Origin of the sequence: Algibacter luteus (genome assembly GCF_030344935.1) — a bacterium.
Lineage (GTDB): Bacteria > Bacteroidota > Bacteroidia > Flavobacteriales > Flavobacteriaceae > Arenitalea > Arenitalea lutea.
Window position 1 is genome coordinate 113,167 of record NZ_CP128313.1, and the last position, 24,296, is coordinate 137,462.

22 protein-coding genes are annotated in these 24,296 nt (G+C 33.3%); 7 read left to right on the forward strand and 15 right to left on the reverse strand.

Features of this window, described 5'->3' with window-relative positions; translation table 11 throughout:
• Positions 1 to 7: 7 nt before the first annotated feature.
• The 5 genes from O5O44_RS00445 to O5O44_RS00465 form a co-directional block, all read right to left on the reverse strand.
• On the reverse strand, positions 8 to 511 hold the full coding sequence (locus tag O5O44_RS00445; RefSeq protein WP_289195298.1) for an RDD family protein: 504 nt from the start codon (positions 509 to 511) through the stop codon (positions 8 to 10).
• An 87-nt stretch (positions 512 to 598) separates the two neighbouring features.
• Positions 599 to 2,362, reverse strand: a complete 1,764-nt coding sequence (locus O5O44_RS00450) for a Na/Pi cotransporter family protein (protein ID WP_289195299.1) — start codon at positions 2,360 to 2,362, stop codon at positions 599 to 601.
• A gap of 138 nt (positions 2,363 to 2,500) precedes the next feature.
• Entirely contained in the window at positions 2,501 to 4,990 is a 2,490-nt protein-coding gene (locus O5O44_RS00455; protein WP_289195300.1) for a ribonucleoside-diphosphate reductase subunit alpha, read from the reverse strand.
• Between the two features lie 196 nt (positions 4,991 to 5,186).
• Entirely contained in the window at positions 5,187 to 6,167 is a 981-nt protein-coding gene (locus O5O44_RS00460) for a ribonucleotide-diphosphate reductase subunit beta (RefSeq protein WP_019386761.1), read from the reverse strand.
• Between the two features lie 303 nt (positions 6,168 to 6,470).
• Positions 6,471 to 7,034 (reverse strand): DUF3109 family protein, encoded by a 564-nt coding sequence (locus O5O44_RS00465; RefSeq protein ID WP_019386762.1) that lies wholly within the window; start codon positions 7,032 to 7,034, stop codon positions 6,471 to 6,473.
• Positions 7,035 to 7,144: 110 nt separating this feature from the next.
• Between O5O44_RS00465 and O5O44_RS00470 the strand changes: the two genes are divergently transcribed.
• From O5O44_RS00470 to O5O44_RS00480, 3 genes are read left to right on the forward strand one after another with little or no spacing between them, the layout of a single operon-like run.
• A complete protein-coding gene (locus O5O44_RS00470) occupies positions 7,145 to 7,732 on the forward strand; it encodes a MarC family protein (protein ID WP_019386763.1) in 588 nt (195 codons plus the stop codon).
• Positions 7,733 to 7,788: 56 nt separating this feature from the next.
• Entirely contained in the window at positions 7,789 to 7,992 is a 204-nt protein-coding gene (locus O5O44_RS00475; protein ID WP_289195301.1) for a hypothetical protein, read from the forward strand.
• Between the two features lie 11 nt (positions 7,993 to 8,003).
• The gene (locus O5O44_RS00480; RefSeq protein ID WP_289195302.1) at positions 8,004 to 8,612 is read left to right on the forward strand and encodes an FAD-dependent oxidoreductase; all 609 of its coding nucleotides are present in this window, start codon (positions 8,004 to 8,006) and stop codon (positions 8,610 to 8,612) included.
• On the opposite strand, the gene O5O44_RS00485 is transcribed toward O5O44_RS00480, so the two are convergent.
• The 4 genes from O5O44_RS00485 to O5O44_RS00500 all read right to left on the reverse strand — a co-directional run bounded on the left by O5O44_RS00485 (position 8,609) and on the right by O5O44_RS00500 (position 12,611).
• A complete protein-coding gene (locus O5O44_RS00485) occupies positions 8,609 to 10,207 on the reverse strand; it encodes a S41 family peptidase (protein WP_289195303.1) in 1,599 nt (532 codons plus the stop codon). The two genes, O5O44_RS00480 and O5O44_RS00485, sit on opposite strands and share 4 nt — an antisense overlap.
• A gap of 2 nt (positions 10,208 to 10,209) precedes the next feature.
• Positions 10,210 to 10,641, reverse strand: a complete 432-nt coding sequence (locus O5O44_RS00490; RefSeq protein ID WP_019386767.1) for a deoxycytidylate deaminase — start codon at positions 10,639 to 10,641, stop codon at positions 10,210 to 10,212.
• Positions 10,642 to 10,994: 353 nt separating this feature from the next.
• Positions 10,995 to 11,585 carry a HupE/UreJ family protein gene (locus tag O5O44_RS00495; protein WP_019386768.1) on the reverse strand — a complete coding sequence of 197 codons (591 nt, stop codon included), beginning with the start codon at positions 11,583 to 11,585 and terminating at the stop codon, positions 10,995 to 10,997.
• A gap of 57 nt (positions 11,586 to 11,642) precedes the next feature.
• Positions 11,643 to 12,611, reverse strand: a complete 969-nt coding sequence (locus O5O44_RS00500) for an NAD-dependent epimerase/dehydratase family protein (protein ID WP_289195304.1) — start codon at positions 12,609 to 12,611, stop codon at positions 11,643 to 11,645.
• Between the two features lie 157 nt (positions 12,612 to 12,768).
• On the opposite strand from O5O44_RS00500, the gene O5O44_RS00505 reads away from it, so the two are divergent.
• Together O5O44_RS00505 and O5O44_RS00510 are read left to right on the forward strand one after the other, a co-directional pair.
• A complete protein-coding gene (locus tag O5O44_RS00505; protein ID WP_289195305.1) occupies positions 12,769 to 13,290 on the forward strand; it encodes a hypothetical protein in 522 nt (173 codons plus the stop codon).
• Positions 13,291 to 13,387: 97 nt separating this feature from the next.
• On the forward strand, positions 13,388 to 13,855 hold the full coding sequence (locus tag O5O44_RS00510; RefSeq protein WP_019386771.1) for a CBS domain-containing protein: 468 nt from the start codon (positions 13,388 to 13,390) through the stop codon (positions 13,853 to 13,855).
• Between the two features lie 103 nt (positions 13,856 to 13,958).
• Here the strand turns inward: O5O44_RS00510 and O5O44_RS00515 are convergent, their stop codons facing one another.
• A complete protein-coding gene (locus O5O44_RS00515) occupies positions 13,959 to 14,309 on the reverse strand; it encodes a hypothetical protein (RefSeq protein ID WP_019386772.1) in 351 nt (116 codons plus the stop codon).
• Positions 14,310 to 14,478: 169 nt separating this feature from the next.
• Here O5O44_RS00515 and O5O44_RS00520 point away from each other — a divergent pair, with 169 nt between their 5' ends.
• Positions 14,479 to 14,811 (forward strand): single-stranded DNA-binding protein, encoded by a 333-nt coding sequence (locus tag O5O44_RS00520; RefSeq protein ID WP_019386773.1) that lies wholly within the window; start codon positions 14,479 to 14,481, stop codon positions 14,809 to 14,811.
• Positions 14,812 to 14,868: 57 nt separating this feature from the next.
• Here O5O44_RS00520 and nadB read toward each other — a convergent pair whose 3' ends face one another.
• The 3 genes from nadB to O5O44_RS00535 form a co-directional block, all read right to left on the reverse strand.
• Positions 14,869 to 16,422 carry an L-aspartate oxidase gene (gene nadB, locus O5O44_RS00525; RefSeq protein ID WP_289195306.1) on the reverse strand — a complete coding sequence of 518 codons (1,554 nt, stop codon included), beginning with the start codon at positions 16,420 to 16,422 and terminating at the stop codon, positions 14,869 to 14,871.
• A gap of 1 nt (position 16,423) precedes the next feature.
• Positions 16,424 to 17,350 carry a quinolinate synthase NadA gene (nadA, locus tag O5O44_RS00530; protein WP_289195307.1) on the reverse strand — a complete coding sequence of 309 codons (927 nt, stop codon included), beginning with the start codon at positions 17,348 to 17,350 and terminating at the stop codon, positions 16,424 to 16,426.
• A gap of 205 nt (positions 17,351 to 17,555) precedes the next feature.
• Positions 17,556 to 19,367, reverse strand: a complete 1,812-nt coding sequence (locus O5O44_RS00535) for a hypothetical protein (RefSeq protein WP_289195308.1) — start codon at positions 19,365 to 19,367, stop codon at positions 17,556 to 17,558.
• A gap of 286 nt (positions 19,368 to 19,653) precedes the next feature.
• On the opposite strand from O5O44_RS00535, the gene O5O44_RS00540 reads away from it, so the two are divergent.
• Positions 19,654 to 22,245, forward strand: a complete 2,592-nt coding sequence (locus O5O44_RS00540) for a phosphoenolpyruvate carboxylase (RefSeq protein WP_289195309.1) — start codon at positions 19,654 to 19,656, stop codon at positions 22,243 to 22,245.
• A gap of 315 nt (positions 22,246 to 22,560) precedes the next feature.
• Here O5O44_RS00540 and O5O44_RS00545 read toward each other — a convergent pair whose 3' ends face one another.
• Both O5O44_RS00545 and O5O44_RS00550 read right to left on the reverse strand, forming a co-directional pair.
• Complete coding sequence (locus O5O44_RS00545) at positions 22,561 to 23,793, reverse strand: ammonium transporter (protein WP_019386778.1); 1,233 nt, start codon at positions 23,791 to 23,793, stop codon at positions 22,561 to 22,563.
• Positions 23,794 to 23,812: 19 nt separating this feature from the next.
• Entirely contained in the window at positions 23,813 to 24,151 is a 339-nt protein-coding gene (locus O5O44_RS00550; protein WP_019386779.1) for a P-II family nitrogen regulator, read from the reverse strand.
• Positions 24,152 to 24,296 lie beyond the last annotated feature (145 nt).

The window sequence follows — 24,296 nt, forward strand, 5'->3', positions numbered from 1 at the left end:
ATAGATGTTATAAATCTTGAGCCACACCTATTTGGTTTAATTCATGTAGCGACCTTTTCTTCGCTTCAAACCTATCAATTTCAACCACGTAGGTATTCGACATAGAGTCGTGCCAGCCTCTGCCATCTTGCCCTAAAAATGAAAATGCCTCAAACGGTATTAAACGGCATAAACTTCTTATAAAAATATCTTGAAAAGTTGGTTTACTTCCGTCTTCCATTACTACTATGGTTTTTGTTGCAAACTTCCCGAGAGATTTTTGAAAAGGCACTTCCAACAAGCAAAAGTATGCAAGCATGATAGATATACTGAATATAAACGAACCGATAGCTCCCATTGATGCAATAAAATTTAATGGCCCTGAAATTCCTAAAAGCTCAAAAACCCCTAGTATTAGACCAATTATAAAAGAAAACGCGTAGTAACCTATCGTGTCTATTACCATGTTAATAAATCGTTTTTCTTTACTTGCGTATAAGTCTGCGGTTACTAAAAAATTGTTTTGATCCATATCTAAGTTTTAAGCATTAAATATAGTATTTTTAGTACAAAAAATTGCATTAAATGTTGCTGCTTTTCCCAGAATAAATTTAGAGAGCTAACTCTCTTCTAAAAGTGAATCTGTTTTGCCATATAACAATTCTGCAACCTCAATTAATTTTTTTATCACGTCGTTAACATTGGCATAATCATTAAATAAAGAGGATGCCATTTCAGTAGTTATTAAGTTTTTTCGAATAAGCTTATCGATAGATTTATTACTTAATCTAATATTTTCTTTAGCCTCTTTTTTTAATTCCTTTAATTTTAATGCATACTTCTTCGAATCTTCTTCAGTTCTAAATAAATAAATTACGCGTAGCACTTTCGTGAGTTTCTTTCTGTATTCATTATACTCTTTTAATAAATGTTTATTATCCCCATGAAGAGATAGCTTGATATTTTTATTTATTTCTCTAACAATCTTAACAATTTCAACCATTTTTCGGTTAGCAATTTTAATATCAATTATAGACTGATGTTGTTTTTTATTAAGCTTCAAATCATTTTGAGTTGTTGTAGCGTATCTAATGATTTCACCATAAATAGTTTTCACCTTACTATAGTAAAGTTCATCCACATCAATATTCATATCTTCATTAGATTTTTTAATGACTTCTTTAATTTTCAAATCCGATTTTACATCTTCTCTATGGAGATTTAGTCCATGCGTTACAATTTCAAAAATGGTGTTTTTATACAAATATTGCGACTCTTTTATTAAAGATGAAATGGCGGTACTTGGGAAACTCAGTATGGCTTCATTAAGATATTTAGGCTCGTCAATAGCCTTTTTATCTACGGCTTGTTCCTTGAATACTTTCAACAGCAACTTTTCTAATTTACCTACAAAAGGAATCATTAAAATGACCCCAAGAATATTAAAAATAGTATGAAACATAGCCAGTTTCAAAGTATAATCTGTGGCGGCAATATGCACTAATTCTGAAATAATGTTCACGAATCTTGCCAACGGAAAAATGATTGCTAAAGCTACAATACCTGTAGTTAAATTAAAAATTAAGTGAGCTCCTGCCAATCGTCTTCCTGCTATATTAGCTCCTAAAGACCCTAAAACCGCCGTAATTGTGGTACCAATATTGGCACCAATTGCTAAGGCTAATGCGTTTTCATATTCAATTTGTCCAGCAGAAAGCGCTGTTAAAATTAAAGCTAAGGTAGCGCTGCTTGATTGTAAAATGGTTGTAATTATAATTCCAAGACCAGTATAAATGACTACTCCCAAATAACCTGAAACCGCATATTGAGTTAAGTCTATATAATCTTTAAACACATCGAATCCTTCTTTCATGTAATGAATCCCTAAAAAGAAAAAACCTAAACCAGCCAACACATTACCGAGTCCTTTTAGAGCTTCTTTTTTTTGAAATGAAAAAATGATTCCGAAAACCAACATGGGCATTGCTAAGGCAGAGATTTTAATTTTTAGACCAAAACCTACTACTAACCACGCTGTTGTAGTAGTACCAATATTTGCCCCAAATATTAACCCTAAACCTCCGCCTAAAGAGATGAGACCAGCGCTTATAAATGAAATAGTAATTACAGAAACAAGTGAACTCGATTGAATTAAAGCCGTTACAAAGGCTCCTACAGAAATACTTTTATAAAGTTTATTGGTCGCTTTTTTTAATATGGTTTGAAGCGGGCCTTTAGTAAAAACTCTAAAACCTTCTTCCAACATAATCATACCGAAGAGCAAAATAGCAACTCCAGCAGAAATGGTTTTAAAATTTGGATTTAAATACAATAAAACCCCTAGAACAATTAAAAGTCCAAAAAAAATAGACCTTTTTACCATATGAAGTATTTTAAATGGTATTGAAGATAAAAAAACTAGAGTTATTTTAAATAAAAAAAGACATCTTTTTCAAGATGTCTTTTTTATAAATTTGGGGTTCCCCCTTTCGAGGGAACAAACCCAATAATAATGAATTAATTAAGATCCGCACATTAAACAATCATCACCTTCAGCTTCTTTAGCTTGTGCAATGAGTGCTTTCATTTCTTCGGCAGACATAGGTTCTACCTCTACTTCCTGGGTCTTTTCCTTAGCAAATTTAGCTGCATTTTGTGCCGCCAATTTCTTTTTCTTAGCATCTTGCTGTTCTTCAACAACATTAGTTACTTCAACAACCTCAGCTGCTGGTTCTTCCATTTTAGTTGTTTTCAAGGTAAATTTAATGGCATCAACAGCACTCTTAGTACGTAAGTAATACATTCCTGTTTTTAAGCCACTTTTCCAAGCATAAAAATGCATAGAGGTTAATTTAGCCATGGTTGCACCTTCAAGGAATAAGTTAAGTGATTGTGACTGATCAATGAAATATCCACGATGACGCGACATATCAATTATATCTTTCATACTTAACTCCCAAACCGTTTTGTAAAGTTCTTTGATATCTTGAGGGATGATATCTATTCCTTGAACGGAACCATTAGCTCTCATGATGTCTTGTTTTAAGTTTTCATTCCAAAGCCCTAATTCTACTAGGTCTTCTAATAAATGCTTATTCACAACAATAAATTCACCCGATAATACACGGCGGGTATAAATATTAGAGGTATAAGGCTCAAAACACTCATTATTTCCAAGAATTTGAGACGTTGATGCAGTTGGCATTGGCGCTACTAAAAGTGAATTACGAACACCATGTTTTAATACTTGCTTACGTAATTTTTCCCAATCCCAATTGCCACTTAACTCTTCATCTTTAATATTCCAAAGGTTATGTTGAAACTCACCTCTACTTATTGGTGAACCTTCATAAGTTTCATAAGGACCTTCAGCTTTGGCTTCTTCCATACTTGCCGTTACCGCAGCATAGTAAAGCGTTTCAAAAATATCTTGATTTAATTTTTTAGCCTCGTCACTTGTAAAAGGCATACGTAATTGAATAAATGCATCCGCTAATCCTTGCACACCTAAACCAATTGGTCTGTGTCGCATATTAGAATTTTTAGCTTCAATTACAGGATAGTAATTTCTATCAATTACGCGGTTTAAGTTTTTAGTTACTCGCTTAGTGATTCGGTATAATTCTTTATGATCGAACTCACCATTTTTAATAAACATTGGTAATGCAATAGAGGCTAAATTACATACCGCAACCTCATCTGGAGAGGTGTACTCCATAATTTCGGTACATAAATTTGAAGAACGAATAGTTCCTAAATTTTTCTGATTCGATTTACGGTTTGCCGAATCTTTATAAAGCATGTAAGGCGTACCCGTTTCAATTTGAGATTCTAATATTTTCTCCCAAAGCTCACGTGCTTTAATAGTTTTTCGACCTTTACCTTCCGCTTCGTATTTTAAATACAATGCTTCAAATTCTTCACTGTGTGTTTCTGGTAATCCTGGACATTCGTTAGGACACATTAAGGTCCAATCGCCATTTTCTTGAACACGTTGCATGAATAAATCTGAAATCCACATCGCATAAAATAAATCGCGCGCACGCATTTCTTCTTTACCATGATTCTTTTTCAAATCTAAAAACTCAAAAATATCGGCATGCCAAGTTTCAAGGTAAATAGCAAAACTTCCTTTACGTTTTCCACCACCTTGATCTACATAACGGGCCGTATCATTAAATACACGAAGCATTGGCACGATACCATTACTCGTTCCGTTTGTTCCAGCAATATAACTTCCTGTGGCACGAACATTATGCATTGCTAAACCTATACCTCCTGCAGATTGAGATATTTTAGCCGTTTGTTTTAAGGTATCGTAAATTCCGTCTATACTATCTTCTTTCATGGTTAAAAGAAAACATGAAGACATTTGCGGTTTTGGTGTACCCGCATTAAACAATGTTGGTGTAGCGTGAGTAAAATATTTTTTAGACATTAACTCGTAGGTCTCAATGGCTGCATCTAAATCATTTAAATGAATTCCAATTGAAACACGCATAAGCATGTGTTGTGGACGTTCAGCAATTTTGCCATTTAGTTTTAATAGATAAGAACGCTCTAGGGTTTTAAATCCGAAATAATCATAACCAAAATCGCGGTTATAAATTATTGTAGAATCTAAACGCTCTTTGTTTGCCATAATAACTTCGTAAACGTCATCAGCAAGAAGCGGCGCGTCTTTACCTGTTCTTGGATTTACATATTTATGCAAATCTTCCATAACGTCGCTAAACGTTTTTTTAGTGTTTTTGTGTAAGTTAGAGACAGAAATACGTGCAGCTAATCGTGCATAATCTGGATGTGCAGTAGTCATAGTAGCAGCAACTTCAGCAGCAAGATTATCAAGCTCGCTGGTTGTTACGCCGTCATAAAGTCCTTCTATAACTCGCATAGCGACTTTTAATGGATCTACTAATTCGTTTAATCCATAACACAATTTTTTTACTCGGGCAGTGATTTTATCGAACATAACTTGTTCTTTTCTACCGTCTCTTTTTACTACATACATTGTTTACACTTTTTTTAGTATTTCTGATACACCTTCAGAAAAATGGTTAGTTAATAGGCCAAACCTGTTTAGCCCAAGAGCCAAAACATGCTTGATTGATTTAATTAATTTAATAAGTTTGTTTAGTATATTTTCCTTCGCAGGAAATGTCATTTTAATTGAACTTCAAAATACTTCGTTTTGAATAGGGAGTCAATTAAAAATCGGCGTCGAAACTGAATTTATCTTTTTCTTCTTCTTTATTTAGTACGCCCGCTTTTTGATATTCAGACACTCGCTTTTCAAAGAAATTTGTTTTTCCTTGTAAAGAAATCATGTCCATAAAATCAAATGGGTTTGCTGTATTATATTCTTTATCACAACCTAGCTCAAACAAAAGTCTATCGGTTACGAATTCCAAATATTGAGACATTAACACAGCATTCATACCAATTAAACTAGCTGGTAAAGATTCTGTTATAAATTCACGTTCTATATCTAAAGCATCAACTAAAATCTCGCGAATACGAGCTTTAGGCACTTTGTTTATTAAATGTTTGTTATGTAAATGCACAGCAAAGTCGCAGTGTACACCTTCATCACGAGAGATTAATTCGTTTGAAAACGTTAATCCTGGCATTAAACCTCTTTTCTTTAACCAGAAAATAGAACAAAATGCTCCTGAAAAGAAAATCCCTTCTACCGCAGCAAATGCAATTAAACGTTCAGCAAAACTTGGAGATTCAATCCATTTTAAAGCCCAATCTGCTTTTTTCTTAATGGCAGGAAAATTTTCTAAGGCATTGAATAATAAGTCTTTTTCTTTTTCGTCTTTTACGTAAGTGTCTATTAACAGAGAATATGTTTCACTATGAATATTTTCCATCATAATTTGGAATCCATAGAAAAATTTAGCCTCACTGTATTGTACCTCGTTTACAAAGTTTTCAGCTAAATTTTCATTTACAATACCATCACTAGCTGCAAAAAATGCCAAAATGTGTTTAATAAAATAACGCTCGTCATCATTTAATTTCGTAGACCAATCTGTAAGATCTTGATGTAAATCAATTTCTTCTGCAGTCCAAAAACTTGCCTCAGATTTTTTATACCATTCCCAGATATCATGATGTTGAATTGGGAAAATAACAAAACGATCTTTGTTTTCTTGAAGAATGGGCTCTACGACTTGAGACATAATGATTAGATTTTTTTAATATTAGTTAAACGACAATTTTCTTCGGTTACGGGTTCACAAAGATTGTAAAATGATTGCTATTTTTTTCAAAATTTCATGAAACCTTTTCAACAAGTTTTTAACAAATAAAAAAAACACTGATAATCAGAAAGTTTACAATAAAAATTGGTTAAAATACTGATTATTAATTACTTAACATTTTTAAAAATTAAAAAAGTTAACAAAAAAATATTATGTTTTTTACCGAAGAACCCTTTTAAACAAAGGGATTTTTGGATATTTTTTTTGGATATTTTTGGGTTGTTAAAAAGTTTCTGCAACCTTCTCTAATTCGGCGTACCAATCTTCCCCAAATTTCCTGATTAAAGCCTCTTTTACAAATTTGTAGATAGGAATTTGTAATTCTTTACCTAGCGCACAAGCATCATCGCAAATTTGCCATTTATGATAATTAACTGCAGAAAATTCAGAATAATCTTGAACACGAACGGGATATAAATGGCAAGACACAGGTTTCTTCCAACTAACCTCGCCTTGATTGTAAGCTTCTTCAATGGCGCAGAGGGCTACTTTTTTTTCGTCGAAAATAACATAAGCACAATCTGCACCGTTAATTAATGGTGTTTCCAATTCGCCTTCTTCTGTAGTAATGTAGGCACCTTGGGCTTCAATAACATCAATACCTTCTTGACGTAAAAATGGTTTTACCTTGGGGTAAATGTCTTTTAAAATTTGAGCTTCTTCTTTTTCAAGCGGGGCACCAGCATCGCCATCTATACAACAGGCACCTTTGCAAGCCGATAGATTACACAAAAAATCTTTTTCAATAATATCTTCAGACACTATCGTTTTACCCAACTGAAACATAAAAAATGCTCTTAAAAATAGTTTACAAAAATAGATAAACTTTGACTTTATTTTTAAGATAATTAAGTAATAATGCTATATTTTTGCCGAAAATTTAAAACTTACGGAATATGCAATTAAATTTTAAAGAAATATTCACAGCATTCATGATTTTATTTGCAGTAATTGATATTGTGGGTAACATTCCTATTGTTATTGACTTAAGAAAAAAAGCAGGTCATATACAAAGTGAAAAAGCATCTATTATTGCAGGTGTGATTTTAATTGTGTTTTTATTCTTAGGAAAAAGTATATTAAACTTAATTGGGATTGATGTGAATTCGTTTGCCGTTGCTGGTGCTTTCATTTTATTTTTTATAGCATTAGAAATGATATTAGGTATTACATTATACAAACAAGAAGAGCATGATTCTATGACTACGGCTGTGTTTCCTTTAGCATTCCCATTAATTGCTGGCCCAGGAAGTTTAACCACCTTACTATCTTTAAGAGCTGAGTTTAGAACAGAAAATATAATAGTTGCTGTTTTAATTAATGTTATTATTATTTTTATAGTACTTAAAACGTCGTCGAAAATTGAGCGCTTAATTGGGCAAAATGGCATAAATATCATTAGAAAAGTATTCGGAGTTGTTTTATTAGCTATTGCTGTAAAACTGTTTGCTCACAACATTAAAGCGTTATTTGATGTGGTTTAAAAACCATTGTGAGGTTTGTAATTTAGATTATTGGTAACCATTTAAAAATTGAATAAATGAAGATATTTACTATAGTTCTTAGTGTAATTGCACTTGGTTTAATTGTATTTAATTTTACACAAGTTAATTTAGATGCCCCTTTTGATGGTGATAGCATTGTTGCTGTTATAACTATTGTAGCTTCATTATGCGTTATTATGATGATGGCTATATTAAGAACTTCAAAACGTATCGAACAAAAAGTAAAAGGACGCAAATAAATATTTCTTGAATGTATGATGCTTTAATTATTGGCGGTGGCGCAGCAGGTATGTCTTGTGCTTTGGTTTTAGGTTCTGCTAAACCAAAAGCTTTTGCTGCCGATAAGTCAATTGGCATTATTACACATCAAAAAACATCGCATTTACAAACTGCACTTTTTAATAATGTATTAGGTTTAAAGCCAGGAACTACAGGTGCATCTATTTTAGAAAGCGGAAAAAAACAACTTGCCAGCTTGTATCCGCATGTAGAGCAAATTGAAAACGAAAAAGTTCTAGAAATTTCGAAAAACGAAAATACCTTTTTAGTTAGAACTAATAAAAACAGGTACCAAGCTAAAATTGTGGTTATTGCAGTGGGTTACACTAATTTAATGACTATTGATGGTTTAAACCAGTACATTGAACCACACCCTAGAGCCAATATTGAAAAAGATCGCATTTGGTTAAAAAATACCAATCATGTAATTGAAGAAAACCTATATGTTGCCGGCACTCTTGCAGGATGGCGCAGCCAGTTTTCTATAGCTTCTGGTAGTGGTGCGCATGTAGCTACTGATATTTTAACACTTTGGAATGGCGGGAAACATGTGAAGGTGCATGATAAAGTTGATGTTTAATCTAGTTCTTTCCCATCACTCAACTTAATAACCTCATCAATCATAATATCGCGTTGGTTATAAACCTCTTCAAAAGCACCAGCGCCAAAAAGTTGGTCAGCAAGCGTAGCTTTAATATATTGTTTCACTTCATCGTGATACGCCACAAACGTAACTTTCGATTCGGTTCTCAAGTTTAAGTAATCTTGAAAAGCAAACACTAAATCGTCGCCAACTTCAAAAGAATCTATAAAATCTTGTCTTTCAAAATCGTCATAATGGTGACGGTCCATTTCTAATTGTTCAAAAACAAAATTGCCAAAAAACCCACGACGCTGTAAAAAAGATAGTGTTTCGTTGTGCATGCTATTATCAAGAGGCACAAACACATCAGGTATAATACCACCGCCACCGTAAACAATTTTACCCCCTGGAGTTCTAAATTTTAAAGAATCGTCTACCTTAATTTTTTCAGGGTCTAGCAACTCGCCGCTGTCCAATCTTGTAAAATACTCATCGTAATAATCTTTATTACCGTTAGCGTAAGGCCTTTGTATAGAACGCCCTGTTGGTGTGTAATAGCGCGATACGGTTAAGCGTACTGCACTACCATCGCCTAAATCCATTTCGCGTTGCACCAAACCTTTGCCGTAAGAACGTCGCCCAACAATGGTGCCTTTGTCGTTATCTTGTAATGCGCCTGCTACAATCTCGCTTGCTGATGCAGAGTTTTCGTCTATTAAGACATACACCTTACCGTCCTCAAACTCGCCTTTGCTTGTAGCGTAACTTTTTTCTATGTCGCCACGTTTGTTTTTGGTAAACAAAATCAATTTATCATCTTCTAAAAACTCATCGACAATTTGTTCTGCAATGCCTAAAAAACCGCCTGGGTTATTTCTTAAATCTAGAGCAATTTCAGTAGCGCCAAGCGCTTCCAGTTTTTCAATTCCTGCTTTAAATTCTTTATATGTAGATTCGGCAAACCTATTAATTTTGATGTAGCCTAATTTTTCGGTTAGCATATAAGCAGCGTCTACACTTTTAATAGGAATTTTTCCGCGTTTTACGGTAAAATCTAAGAGTTTTGGCTCGCCTCTACGATATACCTTAAGTTTTACTTTAGAGTTTATTTCGCCTTTTAACTTTTTAATAATTTCGCCGTCTTTTAAGCGCTTACCATATAACGAATCGCCATTAGCCATAATTATTCTATCGCCACCTTTTATTCCTGCTTTGGCACTTGGTCCGTTTTCTATCGCACGAATTACGGCAATAGTATCTTTATAGGTATAAAAACTCACACCAATACCAACAAAATCGCCTTTCATTTCTTCGGCAACACGTGCCATATCTTCTTTAGGAATGTAAACCGAATGCGGGTCTAGATTTTCTAAAATACCATTTACGGTAACATCAACAATACTATCGGTATTTATGTCATCAACATAATCGTACTCTATATAATCTATAAGGCGGTTAAGCTTGTCTTTTTTACTGTTGGTTGAGAACAATCGATCTGGCGCATCAGAAAAATCTAAAGTTCCGCCAATAAAAATGCCGGCCGCAATTGCAACACCTAATATTAAGGGCAAATATTTTTTTTGAATAGGCATTATTATGCTTTTAAATCTTCAATTTGTTCAAGTTTTATTCCTGCTTTCTTTAAAAACTGTAATCCAGAATCATCTTTATACGCTTGGTGATAAACCACTTTTACAACACCGGCTTGATGTATTAATTTGCTACATTCTTTACAAGGCGACATGGTTATGTAAAGTGTTGCACCTTTTGCCGATTGTGTTGATGCTGCTACTTTTAAAATGGCATTGGCCTCGGCATGCAAAACGTACCATTTGGTGTATCCTTCATCGTCTTCACAAAAATTTTCAAAGCCAGATGGTGTGCCATTGTACCCGTCTGATATTATCATTCTGTCTTTTACTATTATGGCTCCCACTTGTCTGCGCTTGCAATAAGACAATTTGCCCCATTCTTGTGCTATTCTTAAATAAGCTTTATCGTACTTAAGCTGTTTTTTTTCTGGCATTAACTTTTAATTTTTTTTAGCGCCTGCCTGCCGTCAGGCAGGTTACCCTCATTTAATATTTAAAATACAATTTTAAACTTTACATCAATTCGGGTCAGGCTTTTCGTTACAATCTTTTGCAAAAAAGCAAAAGGATTTTCTCTTCAATCCTTAACGCGCGTACATATAACGAATATAGTTAGTAAGTATTTTAATTACAACGCTAAGTGCGTTAATTTTTTACGAAAATTTGTGGTTACAACGAATTTACGTTAGAGATTGAACGGCCTGTTTGATTTCGATTTTTATCGGGAGAGTAGTAAATCCCCGACCCTTGTGGTAACCTACCAGTCTACGGCAGGTACCCTAAACATTTAGGTTATAAAATCGCTATTTAATATCATAGGAATTACCAGACCTACTACTATAGCCGAAACTACCATAATCCAATCGCGTTTGGTAAACCTGAATATAGTTTGCACGATGTAGCTTAAAAAGAGTACTATAAATACGATGATGATTTGAGCGATTTCGATACCTAGAGCGAATTCGAGTAATAAAACAAGTTTATTATCAGAATCAGTTAATAACATTTGAAATTCGCGTGCGAAACCTAACCCGTGAATTAATCCAAAAAATAAGGTTGATAAAAAAAGCACACCTACTTTTTCGCGTTGTGCGCCTTTACCAGAAGTAAATACGTTAAACAAAGCAACCACCAGAATGGTTATAGGAATGAGAAATTCTACCACCGATGCATTAACACTTACAACGCCGTAAGCTGCCAAAACGAGCGATAGCGTATGCCCAAGTGTGAACATAGATACGAGTAGCAATACGCGTTTCCAGTCTTTAAACACATAAGGTATGGTAAGTACTATTAGGAATAAAACATGGTCGTAAGCATTTATATCAAGTACATGATTGATGCCATACTCTACATTAAACCAAAAATTTTCTAGCATAATAATTAAGATTTAGGGTATACCAAAGATACAAATAGAATGGTTTCAACCAAAGCCTTATAACGGTTTTGAAATGTTATTGTAGGTTTTATTTAATTGAAAAAGCATTTCTTCGGTAATATCTTCTAAAGAGAAGGCGTGTTTCCATTTCCAGTCTTGTCTTGCATACGAATCGTTAATGCTTTTTGGCCAGCTGTTTGCAATATCTTGTCGGTAATCAGGCGCGTAAGTTATTTTAAAATCAGGCATGTGCTTTTTAATAGATTCTGCGATTTCTTTTGGCGTAAAACTTATAGCTGCCAGGTTATAAGACGACCTTATTTTAATGTCTTTTGCTTTAGCAGTCATAATATCCACGGTGGCTTTAATGGCATCGTCCATATACATCATTGGCAACTTGGTGTCTGCTTTTAAAAAACATTCATACGATTTGGTTTTAACCGCTTCGTGATAAATTTCAACGGCATAATCTGTAGTACCACCACCAGGTTGGGTTTTCCAGCTAATAATACCTGGATATCGCACACTGCGCACATCTACTTTATATTTGTTTTGGTAATACTCGCACCAGCGTTCTCCCACTTGTTTGGTAATACCATAAACGGTTGATGGTTCCATAATAGTATATTGCGGTGTAAACTCTGTTGGAGTTGTGGAGCCGAAAACCGCAATGCTTGATGGCCAAAAAACGCGTTTTATAAATTTATCTCTAGCTAGATTTAAAACGTTGAATAAAGAGGTCATGTTTAAGTCCCAGGCTTTCATCGGGAATTTTTCGCCAGTGGCACTTAACATAGCGGCCATAAGGTAAACGGTATCTATTTGGTGTTTTTCAATGCAGGTTTTCACACTCGCATAATCTTGTGCATCAACAATCTCGAAAATGCCAGAATTTACAATCTCTAAATTATTATAACTAATATCTGAAGCCACCACATTTTCGTTCCCAAATAGGCTTCTAAGCTTATAAGTTAATTCTGAACCAATTTGCCCGCAAGCACCAATGATTAATATTTTAGAACTCATTAAATCGCATTATTATAAAGATATTTCAAAAATAATAAGTTTTTATTGATAATAATGCATTATTAAGTTTAAATATTCTCAATTTGATTATTCTATAAACGAATAAAAATTAAACGATTACTATATATTTGTAACATATCATTTTAAATGAAACTACATGCGTATTAAAACTCTAACTATTTTAAGTGTTTTGTTGTTATTTTTAGACTGCAAACAAGAGGGCGAAAATCCAGTCAACACAGAAATTGAACAAGACCACACACAACTTGTTACAGAGCAAGACGTTTCAAAATTAAAGTATATTGAATACGCTTTAGATAGTAATACCGAAGAAACTATTAAGGATTGGACAGAATACGAGCAGTTAGAAGCATTAGTTGTCGATTTGAAAAAAGGCGATCTGAAATTTTTCAGGGATAATGAAAAAGTGGTTTTATTATTAATTAAAGAATTGAAACAATCTATACCTGAAGTGTTAAATTCGCCATCCATTATAGCACGTCTTTTGGTTTTAGAAACTAAAATTCTTAAACTTGAAAGTTTAGCCAATTTATCTACAACCACAAAGGATGAGCTTTTAGATACTATTAAAGAATTTTTTGTGGCTTATTACACCTTAACTTTCCAAATGAATAAGAAAATTGAGTTTGATAACCGCTCTATTGAACGCCCAGAATAGTTAGAATACTTTATATAAATCGACGCTATAAGTAGGTTTTTTAGGTTTTGTTAAAAAAAACCTTTATATTTAAAATTACTTTAAAATTAAAAAAATTATGGGAATAAAGAGTTTTCAAGGGGCAAGGAGGCAGCAAAATGCCACTTCGGACCAACCGTCGCTGACGGTAAGTGATTACATGACAACAGATTTGATAACATTTACTCCTGACCAAACCATTGAAAGTGTTATGCAATCTTTAATTAAGAACAGAATCTCTGGTGGACCAGTAGTAAATGATAAAAATGAATTAATAGGCATCATTTCTGAAGGTGATTGTATAAAACAAATAAGCGAGAGTAGATACTACAACATGCCTATGCAAGACCAAACCATAGAAAAACATATGGCTGGTAATGTTGAAACTATTGATGCGAATATGAATATTTTTGATGCTGCGAATAAGTTTTTAGAAGCCAAACGCAGAAGATTTCCAATAGTTGAAAATGGCAAGTTAATAGGTCAAATTAGTCAAAAAGATGTTTTAAAAGCTGCGATGCAATTAAAAGGTCAAAATTGGAAATAGACTAGTTTCTTATGTTAAAAATAACAATCACACTAACCTGTGATTCATTAGGAAAAGCTTTTGATTATGTTAATAATCGGAAGCTTTTTTTATGATTACAATTCTAGCTCTCGCGTTTAACAAGCGCATAATAATCGCCCTCTAAAGGTAAATACCCTTGATCGTAAACAAAATAATAAATGGTTCCGGCTTTAGTTTTATAAATACTTGTGAAATAATTAAAATCGAATCCAGCCTCAATTAATCGCGCCCGCGAGGTTTTAGTTTTTTGGTCTGGGTTGAGGGTTTCTAAAATTCTATAATTCTTCCTAAGTCTGTTATTCGTATTTCTAATGAGGTTTTTACTATCCTTATTCACCCTATTATTATAGGCGTTTCTACAACCATCGCTACAGAATTTTTTATCAATTCTGCCCACAATTTTATCGCCACATTCTAAACATTCTTTTTGCATGTTGTAAATATAAACAAAAAATTATAACCGTTTACAAACGACTACAAACATTTACAAACGAAATTAAACAAGTAATTACCGAATAAAATTTTGAAGCTGTCTCATCTTTGCAGTGTCGAAACATAAGAACTCGATAGTATTAACTGTTTAACAATTAAAATTTAAAATTATGAACACACTTAGAAACAAAGTACAGTTGATTGGTAACTTAGGAAACGATCCAGAAATCATCAATTTAGAATCAGGTAAAACTTTAGCAAAATTTAATATTGCTACAAATGAAAGTTATACGAATAATAAAGGTGAAAAAATTACAGACACCCAATGGCATAGTATTGTGGCCTGGGGGAAAACGGCTCAAATTATAGAGAAATATGTAACCAAAGGAAAAGAAGTTGCTATTGAAGGTAAACTTACAACCCGCAGTTACGATGATAAAGATGGTAACAAACGATACATTACAGAAGTTGTATGTAATGAATTATTGATGCTTGGAAAATAGCACCTTTTTTTGCCCAAAATTTTTAGAAAGAGACTCTTATTGTAAGGGTCTCTTTTGTTATTTTACATTATCAATATTAAAATAACCCCCTTTATTTTCTTTTCTGTCTAATGATTGCCTAATTATTAAGTGGGCTACATTAATCATATTTCGTAATTCGCAGAGCGATGTGGTGATTTTAGATTCACGGTACAAATCTTCAACCTCCTCATAAATTAAATCTAAATGTTTTATGGCGCGTTTTAGGCGTTTATTACTTCTTACGATTCCCACATAATCGCGCATTAAGGCTTGTAGCTGTTTTAAATTATGTTGAATTAAAATATGCTCTTGAGTAATTACAGTGCCTTCGTCATTCCAATCTGGAATAGCAACTTCCAAGGCTTTACTTTGATTCTCAGCATGATATTTAAAAATGTTATGTGCAAAAACTAAAGCTTCTAATAATGAATTTGATGCCAACCTATTGGCACCATGCAACCCAGTTCTTGAACATTCGCCACATGCAAATAAGTTATTAATGGTTGTCTTGCCATTTTTATCAACGTCGATTCCGCCACATAAATAATGTGAAGCCGGAACCACAGGAATCCAATCGGTATTTAAATCAATATGATGCTCTAAACATTTATTATAAATGTTAGGAAAATGATCGATGAAGGCTTCCATGTCCAAATGCGTACAATCAAGAAAGACATGAGATTCACCCGATTTTTTTAATTCACTATCAATACTCTGAGACACAATATCCCGAGATGCTAATTCTGCACGATCATCATAATCAGGCATAAATCGATACCCGTTTTTGTTTCTAAGGTATGCACCAAACCCTCTTACCGCCTCGGATATTAAAAAAGAAGATTCGCCTTTGGCTTCATACAAAGCAGTGGGATGAAATTGTACAAACTCCATATCTTTAATATGTGCTTTTGCGCGATATGCCATGGCAATACCATCACCTGTTGCAATTATAGGATTGGTAGTATGACCATAAACACAACCAATGCCACCCGAGGCCAACAACGTGTTGTTTGATTTTATTGTGAATATTTCGCCGTTTTTTTGGTTTAAAACATAGGCTCCAAAACACGATATTTTATCCGATTGAACATCTTTAATATGGTGATTGGTAACTAAATCTATAGCGAAATGATGTGGTAAAATAGAAATATTTGGTAACTGATGTGCTTTTGATAGTAACGCCCGCTCTATTTCAAAACCTGTAATATCTTTGTGGTGTACTATACGATATTCTGAATGGCCGCCTTCTTTTCCTAAATCAAATTTCCCAGAATCGTTAACATCAAAATTTGCGCCCCAAAGCAACAATTCTTCCAAGCGATCAGGACCTTCTTTAACTACCAATTCAACAATATCTTTATCACAAAGTCCGTCGCCAGCAATTAACGTATCATTAATATGTTTTTTAAAGGAGTCTTCTTCTTTGTTTAGAACTATAGCGACACCACCTTGGGCGTATTTGGTGTTCGATTCGTCTTCATTAGCTTTAGTTACAACAACAACCGTTCTGTCAGGATACTTTTCGGCAATTTTTACTGAAAACGTTAATCCCGCTATTCCCGACCCGATAACTAAATAATCTGTAGTCATTTTATTTAGACAATTCTAACATGCGTTCAATTGGTAACAAAGCGCGTTCAATTATAGCTGGATCAACTTCTATTTGAGGCGATTCATTCAACATACAATCGTATAATTTTTGCAGCGTATTCATTTTCATGAAATGACATTCACTACATGCGCAAGTATTGTCTTCTTTAGCAGGCGCCGGCACCAACTCGGTATTTGGCATTTCTTGTTGCATTTTATGTAAAATACCGGCTTCAGTAGCCACAATAAACTTTTGGTCTTGATGTCCTTTTACATAATTTATCATTCCTGAAGTAGATCCAATATATGTTGCAGTATTTAAAATATGCGTTTCAGACTCGGGATGTGCAATAATTTTATAATCAGGATATTTTTTATGTAAAGCAATTAGCTTATCCATTGAAAATGCTTCGTGAACTATGCAACTTCCGTCCCAAAGCAACATATCTCTTCCTGTTTCATTTATTATATATTTCCCCAAATTTTTATCTGGAGCAAAAATGATTGGGGTATCTTTTGGAATTGAGTTTACAATTTTTAATGCGTTTGATGAGGTACAAACAATATCGCTTAATGCTTTTATTTCGGCAGAACAATTCACATAAGTTATTACTACATGATTTGGATGTGCTTTGGTGAATTTTTCGAATTCATCTGGCGGACAAGAATCTGCCAACGAACAACCTGCATTTAAATCAGGAAGTACTACGGTTTTATTAGGACTTAAAATTTTTGCCGTTTCAGCCATAAAATGAACCCCCGCAAAAACAATCATATCAGCATCAGTTTCGGCTGCTTTTTGAGACAATCCTAAACTATCTCCAACATAATCTGCAATATCCTGTATTTCTGGCACTTGATAATAATGCGCAAGAATTACTGCATTTTTCTCCTTTTTAAGTCGTTGTATTTCTTTAACTAAATCCATGATAAACTCTTCAGAATAATGTTGATAAAGATTCTTGAATACCAAGAATTTACTGCAAATATCTTAATTAAAAGGCGTAATAAAATGGGATTTTCGCGAAAAAAAGTATTGATTTAAGGTCCAACAAAATTTTGTGAAAATATTTAAATTTTCAACAAATAAAACTCTAAATGATTGAAAATAACGAAACTTACAATGTTGATCTTTAACTCAAGACCAAAGTTGACTCTTGTATTTCAGCATTAATCTTATTCAAAACAATCTCGCTTTTGTTTAATTCGTTAAGTATGACATTTTTTGAATCATTAAAAACAGATTTTGCCTCGTTGAACAAATCTTTATAATAAGCAACCCCCAAAGACATATTTTTGGTGAAATTGAGTAAATACTTTTCGTCTTTTTTTGTCATAGTTGTTTTTACATCGTCCAGTTTATTTTTTAAATAATCAATATAAATCTGTAATTCTTTTATGAATAAATTAGGACGATCATTTCTTGAAATCATGTTAGCTCTTCCGTAAATATTATCAATAATATTTTGAAGACTCATAAGCTTTGAAAAATAAGCTAAATTGGGCCCAGGACAAACAGATACACCTTCGCCTTCAACTTTAGTATCCAAATTATAGGCCAATAATGCCGAAGTACCTAATCCAACACAAGTACAAGATTTTTCAATTATTTTATTGAATTCTTTTTGATGCTGTTCCAGCGGTAATGCTTTATTTTCCAAGGCTTGTATTTTTAAATGTTGATACTCCCTTGAAGCCGTGCACATACCTTTTTCTTTAAATTCTGTGTTTAAAGCCACAAACTTTTTAGGACAAGAACTACCTGGTCTGCCTTTATTTATAAAAGCTTGTTTTTCATTGTCTTTTGTATTGTTTTTTAGGTTATTAAAAGGCACACCCAATGGAGAAATATCGCTTAAATACAAATCGTCTTCTTTAGCTTTTACCAATTTATTTAAGGTATCGTCATCAACAGTTGTTGCTTCAGGAACTAATAGAAATGGGCTTCCCCACCCTATTGAATCGAGATTATAATGTTCTAACAAAAAATCATGTTCTTCATTTGTTCCTACGCCTCCTTGGGCTGTAACCGAAATAGTTAACTCATTAGTAGGAATTGGTTTGTTTTGATTCTCTAATTCTTGAAACAAAACTGTCTGAATACTCTGCTGCAATTCGTTACGTTTTTCTTTAAACTCTGCTAAAACGGGACCTAAAAGATAACCATCAGTCGCAAAGGCATGACCACCACAATTTAGTCCAGATTCAATTCTATATTCAGAAACCCATAAGCCTTTTTTGGCTAAAAATTTTCCTTGAATTAATGCCGATCGGTAATCGCTTACCTTTAAAATTATTTGTTTTTTAAACTCTCCGTTTTCATTTGGATAAAAATCATCAAACTGAGACATGTAACTGTATAATCTGGGATTCATTCCTGCAGAAAGTACTATCGAAGAATGAAGTTTACTCTTTGCAAACCCTCTTAACGCGGCATGTGCATCGTTATACTCTACAGGTAATTTTTCGTTTTTTATATAGTTATCTTTATCAACTTTAGTCATGATATTTACATCAATACTACCCATAGACAATGCCTTATTTGCCCATCTTTTAATTTCAGAAAAATTAAATTCTTTTGCTGTTAATTGCTTGAATTCTTTCTTTAAATACGATCCATTAGGAAGCATATTTAAATAAGCAATGAATTCGTCACTCCGTTCTGAAGTGATGTTCTTCAAGACTTCAAATTTTTTATCAGCTAAATCGGATATGAGGTTTAAATAAGAAGTAATACGTTTTGCTCTAAAATCTTCAATCTTATCTGTTATTTCATGATAAGGGATTTGAAATTTTTCACTGTACATTTTTCTTAACTTCTCTAACAAAATATCGTCAACTAAAGAAATTACAGAATCTATACCATAATGCGCCACTTTTAATGGTGTATCGATGGTAAAACCAATACCCATTACTGGGATATGAAAGGAATGTGTTTTGTGCATAAGTATTATTTTATTGAAAGGGCAAAGTTATTAGTATGACTAGGCGCAGAACATGACATAAGTCATAAGCTAATGAATTAATCTTTTTTGATTTTTGATACTTCTATTACAATTTCAATGATGTAGAGTCTGATTTAATTAATAAGAAATGGCGTTAACATCAATTTTTTTCAATTATTCATAATCTAAAATGCACAATCGACAAAAATTGATAAAACTTTACAACATCTGTGTTGTTCGCTAAACCTTTAGTATTTTTATGGCTAAATTTTACTAAAGCTGAATTATGTCTGTAGAACCTAAATTAACGCGATTCAATCAAACCGTTTTGTCCAAATATCAAATATACAACAGTATATTTATGACCTTACCTTTTGATGCTGTTACAAAAACTGGGGTTTTGCTCCCATTATTTCATGAAACTTGCGACAAAGGTTTTAAAAATGGAGACAATCCTACTGAAATAGTAGAAACTTTCTTTACTAAATATCAAGCCAGAAGAAATAAGCAAAGTCAAATAAATCTGCTATTTAGATTTATCCAATATATTGAAAGACAAGTGGTATTGTTTGATGCCATAGAAGATGCTGCATTCCCAATTGTAAATAATATGGAAGGCGTAGGTACTTTAAGAAACCTTAAAGGGTCTGCTGTGTCTGAAGGTAATATTGAAGAACTTAAAGCCTTTTTAGAAGAGTTTAAAGTGCGCATTGTATTAACGGCACACCCAACACAGTTCTATCCAGGTTCTGTTTTGGGAATTATAACATCTTTAACTAAAGCCATCAAGGAAAATGATCTTTCAGAAATAAACAATTTGTTTGGTCAATTAGGAAAAACACCTTTCTTCAAGCATAAAAAACCAACGCCATATCAAGAAGCCAAAAGTTTAATTTGGTATTTGGAAAATGTATTTTATCAAACTTTTGGTGAGATTTACAATTACATTCAAACCAATATTTATGCTGATGATAAAAAGCATAACGATATCATTAATATTGGATTTTGGCCAGGTGGAGATAGAGATGGAAACCCATTTGTAAAACCAGAAACTACTTTAAAAGTAGCCAAAAAATTAAAAAAATCAATTCTAAAAAGGTACTATCTAGATTTAAAAGATTTAAGAAAAAAATTAACTTTTAGAGGTGTTGAAGAGCGCATTATTCGTTTAGAAACGATTATGTACGATTATAGCATCAACCTAAAAACAAAAAAAGCGATTAGTGCCAAAGAATTAAGAAAAGAGCTTTTAAGTATAAGAGATCTTATTATTGAGCAGCATCAGTCATTATATGTCAACGAAATTAATAATTTAATCAATAGAGTTCATCTTTTTGATTATAGATTTGCTTCGCTTGATATAAGACAAGACAGTAGAATTCACCATAATGTATTTACCACTGTAATAGACAAATTAATTTCAACTGGAACGTCTTCATTTCCTAAAAATTATCATGACCTATCTGAAGCCGAACAAATAAAAATACTTTCGAAAGCTACAGATAACATTGGAGATTTAGATGATTTTGAAGATGAAATGGTTAGAAATACTTTAAAAACTATTGCCATAATAAAAGACATTCAAAAAAGTAATGGCGAACGTGGTGCTAACCGATACATAATAAGTAACAACCAAACTGCGCTAAATGTTATGCAACTATTTGCTATGTTGAAAATGGTTGCCTTTAAAGACAAGTTAACGGTAGATGTTGCACCATTATTTGAAACCATACCAGATTTAGAAAACGCGCCAGGAGTAATGGAACAATTGTACCAAAACCCTGAATATATAGCACATTTAAGATCTCGAGGAAACAAGCAACACATTATGTTAGGTTTTTCAGACGGTACTAAAGATGGTGGCTATTTAATGGCTAACTGGGGTATTTATAAAGCTAAAGAAAAACTAACTGAAATGTCTAGAAAATATGACATTACAGCCATATTCTTTGATGGTCGTGGAGGACCTCCTGCACGTGGTGGCGGAAAAACTCATAATTTCTATTCTTCTTTGGGCCCAACTATAGAAGATAAAGAAGTTCAAATAACCATACAAGGACAAACGGTAAGTTCTAATTTTGGAACCAGCGATTCTGCTCAATATAACTTGGAACAATTAATAAGTTCTGGTATTAAAAACAGAATTGATGGTGAAAAGAATCGATTAGCTGATGACGATAGAGAAGTGATGACAACTCTTGCTGAAACAAGTTATGAAACATACAAAGATTTCAAAAATCACCCTATGTTTATTCCTTACTTAGAGCGCATGAGTACTTTAAAATACTATGCTAAAACTAATATTGGAAGTAGACCATCAAAAAGAGGAACTTCAGATAAATTGGTTTTTTCAGACTTAAGAGCCATCCCGTTTGTAGGATCATGGAGCCAGTTGAAGCAAAACGTACCAGGATTTTATGGTGTAGGTACTGCTTTAAAAATGTATGAAGACAGAGATGAATGGAGTAAAGTAGAGCAACTTTACAAAAACTCTAAATTCTTTAAAACATTATTAGAGAATAGCATGATGTCGTTGACTAAATCGTTTTTCGATTTAACAAAATATATGTCTAACGACGAAGAATTTGGTGATTTTTGGAAAATTATTTTTAAGGAGTATGAAACCACTAAAAGGTTATTACTTAAACTTACAGGCTATCAAGAACTGATGGAAAATGAACCATCAGGAAAAGCCTCAATTGAGGTTAGAGAGTCTATTGTATTACCATTATTAACCATACAGCAATATGCTTTAAAAAAGATTCAAGAACTTGAAAAAGCTGGTGTTGACAAAGAAGATCCTGAAAAATTAATCTTTGAGAAAATCGTAACGCGTTCTTTATTCGGAAATATTAATGCAAGTAGAAATTCTGCATAGATGTTATAAATTAAAGACACCACAAACAAAAAAGCCTTCACTCGTTGAAGGCTTTTTTTTAAAATAATATTTTGACGCCTGCCTGCTGGCATGCAGGTTAACACAAGGGTTAGCTATACATTACAAGTCCTCGGTCGTGCCTCCCTGCGGGCTAACCATTTCTATCCTTAACGCAGACTTTGATTAACCATTGAAGTTAAATGAGAATCTCTAGGTTTTAAGTTACTTGTTCAACATTCTTCAATAAAAAAAGGACGCCTTACAATTAAGCAAGACATCCTTTTATCAAACTAAACTAAACTATTTTTTTAGCGATTAGTGCTCATTTAATCTGAAATCTGGATAAGCATCCATTCCATGTTCATGGGCATCTAAACCTTCTAATTCTTCTCTTTCCGAAACTCTAATTCCTACCACTTTCTTAAGCGTAAAAATAATTAAGAATGATGTTATCAAACAAAATACGGCATAACATGCTACTCCAATTAATTGAGTTAAAAATGTATGATCCGGGTTAGTTGAGAATATTCCAACTGCTAACGTACCCCAAATACCACATGCTAAGTGTACAGCAATAGCACCTACTGGATCATCAAGCTTTATAGCATCAATAAAACTTACTGCAAAAACAATTAATGCACCTGCAACTGCTCCTATTATAATAGCGCTTTCAGGAGTCATTACATCCGCACCAGCAGTAATTCCTACTAAACCTCCAAGAATTCCATTTAAAAACATAGTTAAATCTAAGTTCTTATATTTTATAAAAGATACGAACGCAGCAACTACACCACCTGACGCTGCAGCTAAACAAGTTGTTACTAAAGTTAACGAGGTTAATTCTGGATCAGCAGAAAGCACCGAACCTCCATTAAATCCGAACCATCCTAACCATAATATTAATACACCAGCTGTTGCAAGTGGAATACTATGCCCTGGAATGGCTTGAGGTTTTCCAGCTTTATCAAATTTACCAATACGCGATCCTAATAACCAAACAGCCATTAATGCTGCCCAACCTCCTACAGAATGCACTAAAGTTGATCCTGCAAAATCATAGAATCCTAATTGATCCAAGAAACCACCACCCCATTTCCAAGAACCTGCAATTGGGTATACAAGACCTACATAGATTACGGTAAAAATCATGAATGGCCCTATTTTCATACGTTCAGCAACAGCTCCAGATACTATAGTTGCTGCAGTTGCCGCAAACATACCTTGAAATAAAAAGTCTGTCCACCAAGTGTATCCTCCATCAGCATACTCAGGTGTCATTCCGTTTTCTGGCGCTCCAATTCCAAAGCCTGCGAAATCAATAACTCCTAAAGAATCTTCTGCAAAACCAGGATACATTAAATTGAATCCTGCGATGTAATACAGTAATAAACCTACTGTAATTATAAATATATTTTTAAATAATATGTTAATTGTATTTTTTTGTCTAGTTAATCCTATCTCTAAGAATGCAAATCCTGTATGCATAAAGAAAACAAGTGCAGTACAGATCATCATCCATACATTATTTGCTGTAAATAATCCTTCCATTATATTAGTTTTAGTTTTTTTATTTTAAAGTGTTTCCACCCTTTTCTCCTGTTCGTATTCTATAACACTCTGTAACGTCTGAAACAAATATTTTTCCGTCTCCTACCTCCCCTGTACTTGCAGATTTAAGTATGGCGTTAATTGTTACTTCTTCAAAATCATCGTTAACAACGATAGCTAAATGTCTACGTTGAATATCGCTAGTACTGTAAGACACACCTCTGTAAACATGTCCTTCTTTTTCATTACCAAGACCCGTTACATCCCAGTAAGAAAAAAAGTTCACACCAACATCATGTAAAGCTTCTTTTACTACACGATACTTTGATTTTCTAATGATTGCTTCAATTTTTTTCATAATTCAATAAATATCTTATAATTGTTTAGTTTGTGAAAATAGTAAAATTTTAATTTTTCAAATAACTCTATAAATAACCTGTATTATTTATTTGTATTAAATCAAAAGACACCTTGCATGAAGCAAGGTATCTTTTAGAATTATA

Bases quoted from the DNA above. Each gene is read 5' to 3' on its own strand.
- O5O44_RS00445 (WP_289195298.1), bottom strand. From the start codon at position 511: ATGGATCAAAACAATTTTTTAGTAACCGCAGACTTATACGCAAGTAAA.
- O5O44_RS00450 (WP_289195299.1), bottom strand. From the start codon at position 2,362: ATGGTAAAAAGGTCTATTTTTTTTGGACTTTTAATTGTTCTAGGGGTT.
- O5O44_RS00455 (WP_289195300.1), bottom strand. From the start codon at position 4,990: ATGTATGTAGTAAAAAGAGACGGTAGAAAAGAACAAGTTATGTTCGAT.
- O5O44_RS00460 (WP_019386761.1), bottom strand. From the start codon at position 6,167: ATGTCTCAAGTCGTAGAGCCCATTCTTCAAGAAAACAAAGATCGTTTT.
- O5O44_RS00465 (WP_019386762.1), bottom strand. From the start codon at position 7,034: ATGTTTCAGTTGGGTAAAACGATAGTGTCTGAAGATATTATTGAAAAA.
- O5O44_RS00470 (WP_019386763.1), top strand. From the start codon at position 7,145: ATGCAATTAAATTTTAAAGAAATATTCACAGCATTCATGATTTTATTT.
- O5O44_RS00475 (WP_289195301.1), top strand. From the start codon at position 7,789: ATGAAGATATTTACTATAGTTCTTAGTGTAATTGCACTTGGTTTAATT.
- O5O44_RS00480 (WP_289195302.1), top strand. From the start codon at position 8,004: ATGTATGATGCTTTAATTATTGGCGGTGGCGCAGCAGGTATGTCTTGT.
- O5O44_RS00485 (WP_289195303.1), bottom strand. From the start codon at position 10,207: ATGCCTATTCAAAAAAAATATTTGCCCTTAATATTAGGTGTTGCAATT.
- O5O44_RS00490 (WP_019386767.1), bottom strand. From the start codon at position 10,641: ATGCCAGAAAAAAAACAGCTTAAGTACGATAAAGCTTATTTAAGAATA.
- O5O44_RS00495 (WP_019386768.1), bottom strand. From the start codon at position 11,585: ATGCTAGAAAATTTTTGGTTTAATGTAGAGTATGGCATCAATCATGTA.
- O5O44_RS00500 (WP_289195304.1), bottom strand. From the start codon at position 12,611: ATGAGTTCTAAAATATTAATCATTGGTGCTTGCGGGCAAATTGGTTCA.
- O5O44_RS00505 (WP_289195305.1), top strand. From the start codon at position 12,769: ATGCGTATTAAAACTCTAACTATTTTAAGTGTTTTGTTGTTATTTTTA.
- O5O44_RS00510 (WP_019386771.1), top strand. From the start codon at position 13,388: ATGGGAATAAAGAGTTTTCAAGGGGCAAGGAGGCAGCAAAATGCCACT.
- O5O44_RS00515 (WP_019386772.1), bottom strand. From the start codon at position 14,309: ATGCAAAAAGAATGTTTAGAATGTGGCGATAAAATTGTGGGCAGAATT.
- O5O44_RS00520 (WP_019386773.1), top strand. From the start codon at position 14,479: ATGAACACACTTAGAAACAAAGTACAGTTGATTGGTAACTTAGGAAAC.
- nadB (WP_289195306.1), bottom strand. From the start codon at position 16,422: ATGACTACAGATTATTTAGTTATCGGGTCGGGAATAGCGGGATTAACG.
- nadA (WP_289195307.1), bottom strand. From the start codon at position 17,350: ATGGATTTAGTTAAAGAAATACAACGACTTAAAAAGGAGAAAAATGCA.
- O5O44_RS00535 (WP_289195308.1), bottom strand. From the start codon at position 19,367: ATGCACAAAACACATTCCTTTCATATCCCAGTAATGGGTATTGGTTTT.
- O5O44_RS00540 (WP_289195309.1), top strand. From the start codon at position 19,654: ATGTCTGTAGAACCTAAATTAACGCGATTCAATCAAACCGTTTTGTCC.
- O5O44_RS00545 (WP_019386778.1), bottom strand. From the start codon at position 23,793: ATGGAAGGATTATTTACAGCAAATAATGTATGGATGATGATCTGTACT.
- O5O44_RS00550 (WP_019386779.1), bottom strand. From the start codon at position 24,151: ATGAAAAAAATTGAAGCAATCATTAGAAAATCAAAGTATCGTGTAGTA.